11 protein-coding genes are annotated in these 12,596 nt (G+C 48.5%); 4 read left to right on the top strand and 7 right to left on the bottom strand.

Features of this window, described 5'->3' with window-relative positions; translation table 11 throughout:
* Window positions 1–120: 120 nt before the first annotated feature.
* From FW758_RS07990 to FW758_RS07965, 6 genes are all read right to left on the bottom strand, one after another.
* Window positions 121–531 carry an acyl-CoA thioesterase gene (locus tag FW758_RS07990; protein ID WP_126490880.1) on the bottom strand — a complete coding sequence of 137 codons (411 nt, stop codon included), beginning with the start codon at window positions 529–531 and terminating at the stop codon, window positions 121–123.
* A gap of 128 nt (window positions 532–659) precedes the next feature.
* A complete protein-coding gene (locus FW758_RS07985; protein WP_446445110.1) occupies window positions 660–3,146 on the bottom strand; it encodes a hypothetical protein in 2,487 nt (828 codons plus the stop codon).
* 140 nt (window positions 3,147–3,286) lie between these two features.
* Window positions 3,287–5,092 (bottom strand): AMP-dependent synthetase/ligase, encoded by a 1,806-nt coding sequence (locus tag FW758_RS07980; RefSeq protein ID WP_446445109.1) that lies wholly within the window; start codon window positions 5,090–5,092, stop codon window positions 3,287–3,289.
* 128 nt (window positions 5,093–5,220) lie between these two features.
* Window positions 5,221–6,531, bottom strand: a complete 1,311-nt coding sequence (locus tag FW758_RS07975) for an ABC transporter permease (protein WP_446445108.1) — start codon at window positions 6,529–6,531, stop codon at window positions 5,221–5,223.
* Window positions 6,528–7,391, bottom strand: a complete 864-nt coding sequence (locus tag FW758_RS07970) for an ABC transporter ATP-binding protein (RefSeq protein ID WP_446445107.1) — start codon at window positions 7,389–7,391, stop codon at window positions 6,528–6,530. Before FW758_RS07970 ends, FW758_RS07975 begins: the two co-directional genes overlap by 4 nt.
* Before the next feature lie 53 nt (window positions 7,392–7,444).
* Window positions 7,445–7,816, bottom strand: a complete 372-nt coding sequence (locus FW758_RS07965; protein ID WP_006084836.1) for a GntR family transcriptional regulator — start codon at window positions 7,814–7,816, stop codon at window positions 7,445–7,447.
* 93 nt (window positions 7,817–7,909) lie between these two features.
* Between FW758_RS07965 and FW758_RS07960 the strand changes: the two genes are divergently transcribed.
* From FW758_RS07960 to FW758_RS07945, 4 genes are all read left to right on the top strand, one after another.
* On the top strand, window positions 7,910–9,559 hold the full coding sequence (locus FW758_RS07960) for an alpha/beta hydrolase (RefSeq protein WP_446445106.1): 1,650 nt from the start codon (window positions 7,910–7,912) through the stop codon (window positions 9,557–9,559).
* A gap of 3 nt (window positions 9,560–9,562) precedes the next feature.
* Complete coding sequence (locus FW758_RS07955; RefSeq protein ID WP_446445105.1) at window positions 9,563–10,297, top strand: ABC transporter ATP-binding protein; 735 nt, start codon at window positions 9,563–9,565, stop codon at window positions 10,295–10,297.
* Between the two features lie 94 nt (window positions 10,298–10,391).
* Window positions 10,392–11,531 carry an ABC transporter permease gene (locus FW758_RS07950; protein WP_259214462.1) on the top strand — a complete coding sequence of 380 codons (1,140 nt, stop codon included), beginning with the start codon at window positions 10,392–10,394 and terminating at the stop codon, window positions 11,529–11,531.
* A 107-nt stretch (window positions 11,532–11,638) separates the two neighbouring features.
* Window positions 11,639–11,887, top strand: a complete 249-nt coding sequence (locus FW758_RS07945) for a hypothetical protein (protein WP_446445104.1) — start codon at window positions 11,639–11,641, stop codon at window positions 11,885–11,887.
* Window positions 11,888–11,958: 71 nt separating this feature from the next.
* On the opposite strand, the gene mog is transcribed toward FW758_RS07945, so the two are convergent.
* The gene (gene mog, locus FW758_RS07940; RefSeq protein ID WP_006083754.1) at window positions 11,959–12,492 is read right to left on the bottom strand and encodes a molybdopterin adenylyltransferase; all 534 of its coding nucleotides are present in this window, start codon (window positions 12,490–12,492) and stop codon (window positions 11,959–11,961) included.
* Window positions 12,493–12,596: the final 104 nt, after the last annotated feature.

The following is a 12,596-nucleotide window of genomic DNA, read 5'->3' as shown; positions in this document are numbered from 1 at the left end:
TAATCCGAACCGATAAAAATGAGGCGATACAGATAAGTGATCTGCATCACAGTTAACGGGTCGACAAATTAACGCTTCAGCAGCGCAATTGCAATTGCGCTGACCGAGAGACGGGAAAGATTAAGCACTTTCACCATTCAGGTTGGCGAGCATTTCGCGGATATCTTCAGGAATAGGGCGACTCTTTTCGCAGCTGTAGTCGTAATGCACCAGCGTAGTTTTCACTTCAGCGGTTTTATTGCCGGCTTGCCAGCAGGTTTGCGTCAGCTCGAAACTGCTGTTGCCGATACGGCTGACATAGGTTTTCACTGTCACGCTTTTGCCGTAATAGGTTGGCGCAATAAACGCCACGGTAAAACCCGCGACAATTAAGTTCCATTGCTGCAAATCCAACTCTGGATTAAAAATCTCGAAAATTGGCGTACGCGCGGCTTCGCACCATACGGGGATCACTGTGTTGTTGATATGGCCTAGACCATCGGTTTCTGTGAATCTTGGGTGGATTTCGAGGCTGTATTCGGTAACTGACATTCGGACTTCCCTTTTATTGTTATTCTATAAGCTGATGAATTTAATGATTATCGCGATTAAGCTACCCGCACCAAATTCATCCTTTATCCCAAGCCTACCAGACCCTAAAGGCTAAACAAACCTAGATCTTAGAATTGGCAACTGGCAGTTTCTGCCGTTTGCTTGCCATTGGCATCATACTTTTTCATGCATCCTGCCTTACCCATATCATAAATTTTTTCATATTCTAACTTGCCACTATTGTAGGACTTAAACACGCCATGGCTTTTTGGGTTTTCTAAGTGATAAATAGTGCGACCTTTGACCATTTTAGAATGAGCAGCAAACCCTGGGTCTTCCTGATAGATCACACCCTTGATATAACGCTTATGGACCACATGCTGTTCATCGATGCGCAGCATTTCTTGCGCGATTTGGCCATTAGAGTCGTAACACACTTTATCCACGGCATAATTGCTATCTAACTCTTCGATGCAATTCACAGCACCGTTATCAAAATATTCCCGCTGCATACCGCAGCGCGCAATGGCGTTATCCCAGAAATAAGGTTCACCGTTCCAGGTTTCACCTTCTTGCTGGCAGTAGTTCCAAAAATGCTTTAACTGGCCATTCGGATAGAAGCTGTAATGGGGGCCAGAGAGACGGTTATTCACCAGTTGACCATATTGAGAGAGTGAGTATCCACCATCGGTGGAATAACTGATACTTGGGCCATATTCCTTACCCGCTTTAAAGGCCTTCATATACTTTAAACGGCCGTTGGAATCGAACTGATATTCTTTATCAACTGACCCATTAGTGTAATAAGTTAATTCGGATAGTAGACCGCCGCGATACACTCGCTGCTCACCGTCTTTAATTGAGCTAGTCTCAGCATTTTTTGAGTTTAACACGCCCTCACAATCGCCTGTGTAAGGCTCTTTTCGCATCATGCATTCATCCTGCGAGGGTTTAAGCTTAACGGCTGCATTAAACTTATACTGACTCAACTCATTGAGATCGCCGTTAGGCTCGAGCCACATTTGTGGGCCATCTAACTCGCCATAACGATAGTTAGCAACATTGCTGACGGCATTTGGGCCTGAATACCATAAGCTTTCACCGTGGAGTCGGCCCTGATCATAATGTTTAAGGGCAAACATAAAATTATCTTTGTTGAATAACTTTGCCTCACCTTGACGTAGGCCATTCTCATAGCTGACTTCAGTCTTGTAGAGATAGGTAACAGATTGCTTAGTGGTAAAAGCATCGTTAGCATCTGGCGTTCGGATATACACCCAAGGGCCTGAACGTTTACCATCGAGGTAGCTGCCTTCACCAGTTTGAAAGCGATAGTCCCCTTGGGTGACCTTTTCCACCCAAGCGCCTTGTTTTACGCCCTTTTGGTATTGGCCTTTACTGCCATCGGACTCAAGCCACTCGCCATCTTTTACGCCATTGAGATAAATGCCCTTTTCGGACAACTTCTTCGCGCCTTCGGTGCTCGAATCGTAATCTGGGGTATAGATTTCACTCGGGCCATCGGGCACGCCCTTGTTATAGTGGATAAAGCCATAGTTATCGGCGTCATCCATCATGGACTGCAACACCCATTTACCCTGCTTTTGGCCGTCGAGGTACTCGCCTTCCCAATAGGTTTCACGGCTGTCGGCTTCAATCCACTTACCCACTTGCTTACCCAGCTTATAGTCACCGGCATACATCACACTGCCATTACGGGCATCGTAGGCGGCAAAGTGACCATCAAGCTCACCTTGCACATAATGAGCTTCACTGGCAACACCTGCCCAAGTACTACCCATGCTCATAAATTCATAAAAAGCGCCGGTACGCGGAATTTTGTCGCTGCCATTTTTAAGCCAATCGATGTTATCGGCCTCGTAACCAATAGCCACCAGCATAAAGCCGCCATCTTCTTCGACATAGGCACTGCGATCAAAGGTCGCGACTAGACTGTATTTTCGTTCACGCCCCTCGGCATCTTTATCGGTGCGAGTCACGGGATAACGCAGCTTGTATTCCACTGCGGTTTTCACATCCGTCGGCGTACCTTCAGAGTTTCGATAACCGATTAAGGTTGGCTTGAGCTTAGATGACCCATCAAGAATCGCTTTGATGTCAGGATCTTGGACACCCTCAGCCTCATAGGTCATACGGTATTGCTGTGGCGGAATTTGGCTTAGCACTTTACGGACACCGCCCACGGTAAATGTGGTAATGGTCGGTGCCACTGCATCGAGCACAACTTGTAGGCGCAGTAGTTTAGTCAGCTCTTCCCCCTCAAAACCATAGCCGCGCAGATGCAGACCATCTTCATCCTTGAGCATGACGATCACTTCTTTGGTGCCACCCTTATCGAAGTCATAGTAAAACACCGCCACAATTTCAGCGCGGCCGTAATCGTCAATGCGCACGCCTGGCGCATCGCCGTAGAGCATTTCGCTCCATACGTGCTGGTCTTTTTGGTAGAAATCGAGCCATTGGCCGTTAGGAAGATCCACGGGACCGTGAACCACTTTGTCGAAATCCGCCGCCACCGCAGCAGGAATGACCGCAAAAGAAGAAAGTAACACAGCACCGACAGCGGCGCATAAATGACGAATCGAAAGTTCCATTTAACTATCCTTTACACCGACACCTTGCGCCTCGTGCGCACCAGTAAACGGGGCGAATTTTAAGCTAAGTTAGGCGCTTCAGGAAGTAGCAGAAACAAAAAAGGCCGCAATAGCGGCCTTTAGTAACAATGACTTAACAATCAGTTGTTATACATAGCATTTATTTCATGGGCATATTTATGGTAAATCATTTTGCGGCGCAACTTGAGCGTTGGGGTAATTAAACCCGCTTCCATCGAGAAGGCTTCTGGCAACAGCGTGAACTTTTTGATCTGTTCAAATCCCGCCAGCTCATGCTGCAACTGCTTTAAGCGCTGCTCAAAATGTTCAACCACATGGCTATGGCGCAGCAATTCTAAAGGCGACTCATACTTCAGCCCTTTGTCCTTCGCCCACGCTTCCAGTGACTCAAACGCTGGCACAATTAAGGCGGTCACATAGTTACGCGCATCGGCAATAATCGCCACTTGTTCGATAAAAGGACAACAGCCCACAGCGCCCTCAACCCGTTGCGGCGCAATATATTTGCCGTTAGAGGTTTTCATTAACTCTTTGATACGGTCGGTAATAAATAAGTTACCTTTCGCATCGAAACGCCCTGCATCACCGGTTTTTAACCAACCATCTTCAAATGCAGCAGTGGTATCTTCAGGACGATTGTAATAACCACGCATCACAGTCGCGCCACGAACTAAAATCTCATCGTCCTTACCCAGCTTAATTTCGATTTCAGGTAGGACTTTACCATTTGATCCGGCAACACGATTGTCCAAGGTGTTACAGGTCACAGTGGCGTTTGTTTCGGTCATGCCGTACCCACAAAGTACAGGAATATTAATTGCATGAAAGAAACTGCCAACATTCACATCTAATGCCGCGCCACCGCAAGGCATAAACTTCAAACGTCCACCGAGCACAGCTTGCAACTTGCTATACACAAGTTTGTTAGCTAAACGCCATTGCAGCGATAACCATAATCCGCCCTTAGCACGACCTTGGCCGACTTCGAACTGACGCCCGCCAACGCGCATAGCCCAAGCAAACAGCCTCTTACGGCCATCGGCTGACTTGGCGACTTTATCTTGTACGGCGCTGTACACTTTTTCGAGGAAACGCGGCACCACACACAAGGTATGTGGACGTACGGCGCTAATCGCCTCTTTCACTCTTTGGGTATTTTGCAGATAAACGTTATGACCGCCACGGCACAAAACGTAGAAACTCCAACTGCGCTCAAATACGTGACTTAATGGCAAAAATGCCAAAGACACATCGCCAGCTTTAAAAGGCAAAATTTGATCGTGTTGACGTATAGTCGAGGCCATATTGCGGTAATCCAGCATCACGCCTTTAGGATCGCCCGTGGTGCCAGAGGTATAAATTAAGGTCAGTAAATCATCGAGATTAGCCGCATGTAAACGCTGGTTAAGCTCAACTTCTTGTGTCATCGCTTTCGCATCGCCCGCTAGCAGGGCATCTAAATGCCAATGCTGAAAAGCTTTGTCGACTGCGAGTGCCACGCTGGCATCAAAAACAATCACATGCTCTAGGCTTGGGCATAAGGTTTGAAGCTCGCAGGCCATAGCATATTGCTTAGCATCGTCGACAAACATAACCTTCGCCGCGGCATCGTTAACGATAAAGCTCGCCTGCTCGACGGTACTGGTGGGGTAAATCGGCACCACAACGGCGCGACTTTTAAGCGTCCCGACATCGGCACAGGTCCACTGTGGGCAGTTTTGCGCCAAAATAACGCAACGGTCTTGCACTTGTACGCCAAGTTCGATCAACACTTGTGCAATTTTACTGCTAATTTGGTCAAAGGCTTGCCAGCTCACCTGATACCAAGGAGCGGCCATTTCAAAACCTTCCAGCGCTATCGCGTCCTTTAAAGACTCGCTCTGCTGCTGTAATAGTCGAATAACATGATATTGATCGAGAGACATAAGAGACTCACCTTTTAGCTTACAAGTGTACCGCTTTTGCGCCATTCTACCTGAAGGCCAGCCAAAAACTAAGAGTTTTTGCTCTAATCTTGTGCAAGCTAAGTCCCAATATCGCAATCTATATCCGTTTAGCCGCTAATGACATCTCCCTTCCAGAGGGTTTTCTTGCCCCAAAACAGGACTATGCTCCCAAGTATCATTAAGAGCATATCCCAGATAAACCAATCACCTAGATTGCCGCCATCGCGTAACGATGCAAGGCTGATGGACACCCACAGGGAATGCCCCGCAACAACCGTCATAGTGAGCGTGACATGCAACACTCGGCGACACATGCAGCCAAAACCTAAGGTCAAAGCGCAGGCCCAGTAAGTGCTAAGCACCAGATGACCTACTAACTGCATATTCAGATCACCACTGAGCCAACCCAGCAGTAGACTACACGCCAGCATAATGCCGACGACCACATTCAGTAGTCGTTGCTGGCCACGGCAAAAAGCCGCTATGAGTCCTTTTCGACCATCAAAACCTGGCATCAGCAATAAGGTTTCTGTCGAGCGCGAACGCTGCACTCGGCTCCAATGCACCAGCGAACACATAATCACGCTGAACTGTGCCAACAGCAGTAACACGGGGAAATTCTGATGGAATTGATGCGATAACACCCCAAGCACTAGGCAGACTGCCGGTATAAGCAGCAATAAAATCGTCAGCATAGGGCCGATAAAAAAATTAGTGGGATGAAGATAACGCTCAAAGCGGCTCAAAATGCGCATCGATTGCAAATTTGGCAGCCAGAACCAGCCCATTTCGAGGCCATTGAGGTACACGGTTCTCGCCTCAGCACGCCAAGGTAAAGCACGGCAGGTACGGACAATAAGCGCACCTAATACCACCAGTGCAATCGCACTTAACCATAGAGAAATATAACCTGTAATCAAAGAGATAAACGGCACTAAAACAAACAATAAAAAGGAAGCGTAAAACCACTGAGTGCTGAGTAAACACAGGTAAATAAAGGCAAAACTCATCACCAAGGCCAACACTAAGGTGGGTAGGCTAGACGTTGAACCCAGAGCTAAACAAAACAATACGCTTATGCCAAATACGCTGGTTAACACCGCTGCACTTTGGATATAAATATGGCGGCGATAATGGGGAATTAAATGGGCACACTCGCTCGCCATCAAACGTATGAGTTGCCATGCCACCGCCGCCGAGCTTGAAACGATTCCCATAGAAAACAACAATTCAGCACTATCGCTTTTGCCCTGCAACGCTGTAATGCAACCTAAGACCATTCCCAGTAAGCCAGTACCTAAAAAGCTCACACTGCCGACGTCAAAACACCAAAGACGCAGCATGCCATTAAATGGATTCATCAACCGCGCGCCTTTCATCTTAGCCGTCGGCGTGATGTTTAGTTCTGGCGCACTCATCTGTGTAGCTCCATAAAAAGCTGTTCCAGATTAAGCGCTTCGTTCTTTAACACGCCCGACATTGGCGCGCTGTGTTCGCCCAAATCCACCAGCACTGAATCACCGACACGGCTCAACACAGTGACCGACTCAGGCAAAACCGTTTCGGGCGCGAGAGTAAGTAAACGCACCTGTTCCCGTAGGGCATCGATTTCCTTAAATAACACTAATTCACCCTGTTTAATCAGTGCCACATGACTGGCAACCCGCTCGATATCTGAGGTGATATGGGATGAAAACAGTACAGCGGAACCCGATTCGAGGGCGAGATCGAACAAATCGACCATAAATTTGCGCCGCACAATCGGATCGAGACTGGCGACCGGTTCATCGAGGATCAATAGCTCAGGGCGATAGGCCATCGCCATAATCAAGGCCAATGATTGCCTTTGCCCCACAGATAAACGTTGCACTTGTTGGGTCACATCTAACTCGAACCGTACTAGCCAATCTTGCTCTAATTGCATGTCCCAATTGGGATAAAAACTGCGGTGTAAATCGAGGGCCCGTTCGATGGTAAAACCTTCATAACCAAAAGGTTGCTGCGGCACATAGCCTAAACGCTCCTTTGCCTTGGATGTTAAATTCTCAGGCGTTTCGCCTAAGGTAACAATACTGCCAGAATCCGGCGTGAGCACACCCAAAGCACAGCGCATTAGGGTCGATTTACCCGCCCCATTTTGTCCTAATAGCCCAACCACCATGCCCGCCGACAAGGTTAACGATAAATCCTTAAGCGCCCACTTTTCACCTGCGCCTTTACCGCGAAAGACTTTATTCACTTGGCTAAATTCAAGTATTGGTGTGCACGCTTGGCCCATCGAATATCATCCTTTTTTATTCTATTTTATCGATAAGTAACAGTAGGTTAACGCTAGTCTTGCCAGCGTTCATTTATCAATTGCATTAACTCGGGCAGGCTGACGCCTAACTGTTTAGCCTGCGACAACAAAGCATCGAGTTGGGGTTCGAGCATGCTCGCCCCCGATGCCATAGTCTCAGTGCGCAGCGCGACTTTTGTCGCTTGACCGCGGCGGCGCTCGAGCCACCCCTGATCGACAAGCTGCTGAATAGCACGGGAGACAGTCATAGGATTCACCGCGAGATACTCGGCAATCTGGCGTACAGAGGGCAAGACATCATCCACTTGCAGTTGACCGCCCACAATTAAACGCACGACTTGTTCGTGTAATTGCTTGTAAATTGGTTCACCACTACTGGGGTTGACATTTAAAAGTTCTAACATTAGCCTCTACACACTGTATTAATACATTGATACACCGATACACTGGTAGTTAAATTAACACACTCGTCCTGAAATGCAAAAAGGAAAGCGCGCATGATAGATAGCATGACACACAGGAAGTTAAGCAAAACCGCTCAACGCCCTTCGTCCACTCGGCAACTGCATGGTACGGCTAATACCACGCTTGCCACATGGCGCACGCATATTTTAGGCTCGCGCATATTAAGCATAAGCGCACTTATGCTGGCGATGGCAAGTACGGCGACGTGGGCGAGTGATGTGAAAAGCCAACAGACACAAGCGGCGGCTGATATAGCGAATAACACCGACACTTGTTATGTGGAAGGCGTATCCGATCGCCTAAACTGCGGTTTTGTGACTGTGCCAGAAAATCCTAACAAACCCGATGGCAAACAGATCCAAGTACATTACGTCGTTTTGCCCGCGGTGAAAAACGTCAACCATGAAGAAGCCTTACTCGCCATTGCTGGCGGCCCAGGACAATCGGCCATAGACAATGCGGCGGGTTTCGATGCCATGCTGAGCAAAGTCCGCCAACAGCGGGATATCTTGCTGATCGACCAAAGGGGCACAGGCCGCTCGAATCTGCTGACCTGCGATGAAGGCGCGCAATCTCCACTGTCATTCGATGATGACAATGCCGACACTTTAGCCGAAACCCAAAAATGCTTAGCCAAAATCGATGCCGACGTCACCCAATATGGTAGCCTCAACGCGATTAAAGACTTCGAAGCCGTGCGCCAGCATTTGGGCTACAAAAAACTGCATGTTTACGGCATCTCCTACGGCACGCGTATGGCGCAGCTTTACATGCGTTTATACCCTGCACACTTAGCCACAGTGACCTTAGACGGCATAGTGCCAATGCAGCAAAGCGTGTTAGAAATCGGCGCGTCGATTGATCGAGGCTTTGATTTACTCTTTAAAGATTGCCAAGAAACCGCCGCTTGTCATACGCAATTCCCTGAGCTTAAAGCCGAATTCGACCAAGTCGCGGCCTCACTCGCCAAAGCGCCCGTGATGGAAAACGTCTACGACCCTGTCACAGGTGAAAAGACCATGTTGACTATGACGCGCGGTAAATTCTACGGCTCCATCCGCATGGCGCTGTATCAAGCCAATGTGCGCGCCTTAGTGCCCCATGCGATTCATCAAGCCGCGAAACACAACTTCCAACCCATACTCGGTTTGTATTCCCTCACTATCGACAATGCTGGCATGGCGATGGGTATGCATGCATCCGTGGTCTGTGGCGAAGATATGCACCGTATTACGCCCGCCATGCGCGAGCAGGCTCAGCACTCCTTTATGGGCAAAACTATGCTCGAAGGTTTAGAAGCCACGTGTGAAGTATGGAAAGTCCCCGCGGTCGATGACAGTTTTAGCGAGCCCATCAGCAGCGATATTCCGACCTTGTTGTTATCCGGCGAAATCGACCCTGCCACACCGCCGAGTTGGGGCGAGTTAGCGATGGAAAAACTCACCAATGCCAAGCACTTTGTCGCCCCCTATGCGACCCACGGCGTGGCCTATCAATCCTGCGCCAATAACCTGATTGCCGATCTCGTTCGCTCGGGTTCCGTTAAGGATCTCGACGGCGAATGTTTAAAGAAAGATGTGCGCCGCAGCTTTTATTTAAATGCCAGCTCGGTAGAACCGCTTGATGCAAACATCAAAAAAACCACCGCAGATGATAAAGCCAGCACTGGGGCCAAGGAGTAAGCCATGATCAAAGTATCCAATCTTTCCAAGCGCATCGGTGACGTACAGGCGCTCAATGACTTAAGCTTCGTCGCACAAAACGGCCAAATCACAGGATTACTCGGCCCCAACGGCGCGGGTAAAACTACCTGTTTACGCACGATTTTTGGCTTGCTGAAACCCGATAACGGCAAAGCAGAAATCGAAGGCATAGATGTCGCCATCGATCCAATCGGTGCTAAGCAGCAACTCGGATTATTCCCCGACCCTTTTGGTCTGTACGAACGTTTAACGCCGCGGGAATACATTCGTTATTTTGCCGAGCTAAGCGGCTTATCACCCAAGGAGGCCAAGGAAGCCACCAGCCAAGTGATTGCGAAATTACGTTTGGAAGACATTAGCGATCGCCGCTGCAAAGGCTTCTCCCAAGGACAAAGGATGAAAACCGCCCTCGCACAGGCCATAGTCCACAGCCCGAGCAATATTATCCTCGACGAACCAACCCGTGGACTCGATGTGATGAGCACTCGTCTGCTGCGTGACATTCTTATCGACCTTAAGAATCAAGGACATTGCGTGCTGTTCTCTAGCCATGTGATGCAAGAAGTCGCCGCACTGTGTGACCAAGTGATCGTTATGGCCCAGGGCAGAGTCGTCGCCATTGGCAGCCCAACCGAACTGTGCACCCAAACGGGTAAAGACACACTCGAAGAAGCCTTTATTCAACTGATCGGCACAGATGAAGGGATAGCAGCATGATGACTCAGCAGAGATCACGCCTACAGGTTTTAACCTTTAAGAGCTTGATATGTAAAAGCGTGGCATTTAAGAACATGGTTAAAGGAATGACAGCATGAATAAAATAATGGCTATGGTTCGTAAAGAACTCATCGATGCCGCCCGCGATAAGCGCTCTGTGATGGCGGGGCTTTATTACGCCATCGGCACGCCGCTGATCATGTGCGGCCTGTTTATGGTGTTAATTGGTCAGCTGACAAGTCCAGACGATCTAAAAATCACTATCACAAATCCCGATAAAGCGCCGGATTTAGTGCGCTTTTTATCGAATAAAGGCATCAGCAGTGGTGAAGCGAAGGACAGTGAGCTTAAAGCCATAGAGCTTATCATCAGTCCCGACTATGCCGCGCAGATGAATCAGGGCAAAGGCGCCGAGATCACTATTGTTGCCGATAATTCCGATGAAAAACTGCAAAACTCGATTCGCAGACTCGAGAAGCAACTGCAGTCCTACAGCACAGAAATGGGCAGCCTACGGCTGATTGCCCGCGGTATCGATCCCCGCGTGATGCAGCCACTGAAGGTCAGTGTCCATGACCAAGCGACCACAGATTCGAAGGGCGGGATGATCTTAGGTATCGCGATTTTCACTATGATTTACTCGGTATTTATCTCGGGCATGAACCTCGCCATAGATACCAGCGCGGGTGAGCGCGAACGTAACTCGCTAGCTCTGTTACTCAGTCATCCATTGACCACACGCCAGTTAGTGCTGTCGAAAATCATCGCCGTGAGTCTGTTTGCCCTCTTAGGCTTAGTGCTGATTTTGCTGGTGTCTAAAGTCGCCTACACCTTTGTACCTTGGCAGGAGTTAGGCTTTAGCGTCAACATCACCACAGAATTTATGGCGCTGATGTTAGTGGTCGGTATCCCTGTTGCGTTAATGGCAGCTTGCCTGCAATTGTTTGTGTCTTTTATGGCGAAAACCTTTAAGGAAGCACAGTCCTATCTGACTATGGTGCTGTTTGTACCCTTAGCCTTGTCGATGGCCGCCAGCTACAACATAGCGCCAGATATGCTGCAGTGGCTGCCAGTCTCGGGTCAGCAACAGGCATTAATGGACTTTATCAAAGGTAAAGACTTGCCCATGTTGCAGTTACTGGTTTCGACCTTAGGCACGCTCGCCATCGCGGTATTACTGGCGTTTGGCATGGAAAGGTCACTCAAGAGTGAAAAAGTGATCTTCGGTTTGTAGGATGCTTCGATTGATCAACTTGGGGCAATAGACTTTAACCGACAAACTTGGGAACGACTATCCTGTCATTCCCAAGTTGAAAACCTCAATAGCTACGGGAGTTTGTTATGGAAAACGAATATGTCTTAATGGTGATTATGGTCACCTTCATCATAGGAATCAGTGCCACTGAGATGTTTAAACACTATCTAAAGGCGCGCCAACTTGGAGTAGGCACCACAGACGATAGCCACCTTAATGATAAAGTGACTCAACTCAGCCTACAAAACCAAGCGCTAATCGAGCGAGTGCAAGTGCTTGAAAAAATCGTGACAGAGCCAGAGTACGAGCTAAAGCAACAGATTAATCAGTTATGAGCCCTAAGCTCACAAAAAATAAAGCCACTGAATTTTCAGTGGCTTTATTTTTTACATACTCAATTGCAAGATTACTTAGCCTTAGGCCTGAATGGCTTGATCACGGCTTCGTTGCACTCTAAATACGGGCCTTCCATCAAGTCGATACAGTACGGAATGGCGGGGAACACGGCATCTAAACATTCGCGAATCGATTTTGGCTTGCCGGGTAAATTCACGATCAACGAATCACCCCGTAAACCTGCGGTTTGGCGCGATAAAATGGCTGTCGGTACAAACTTTAAGGATTCAGCACGCATCAACTCGCCAAAGCCAGGCATCATGCGATCGCATACGGCTTCTGTGGCTTCAGGGGTAACATCGCGTTTCGCAGGTCCTGTGCCACCCGTGGTGACAATTAAACAGCAATCCTGCTCGTCAGCCATTTTGATCAGCGTCGCTTCAATCACATCCTGCTCATCGGGGATCACTTGATAAATCGGCTCCCACTCGCTGGTGAGGTAGTCGTTGAGCGTGTCGATAATCGCCTTGCCTGAGATATCTTCATAAATCCCCGCGCTGGCGCGATCGCTTACCGTCACAATACCGATTTTTGCTTTGCTCATAGGAAATCCCCAATGATGTTGAAATAAAACATACCGAAATAAAAATGTCGACATCTAGCATGGAAGAAGCCGCTGCAGCTTCGACCTTAAGTCGCAGCTAAAAT

Source organism: Shewanella sp. 1180_01 (assembly GCF_052850535.1).
The sequence above is the reverse complement of the archived record's forward strand: the minus strand, read 5'-3'. Positions and strand labels throughout refer to the sequence as shown.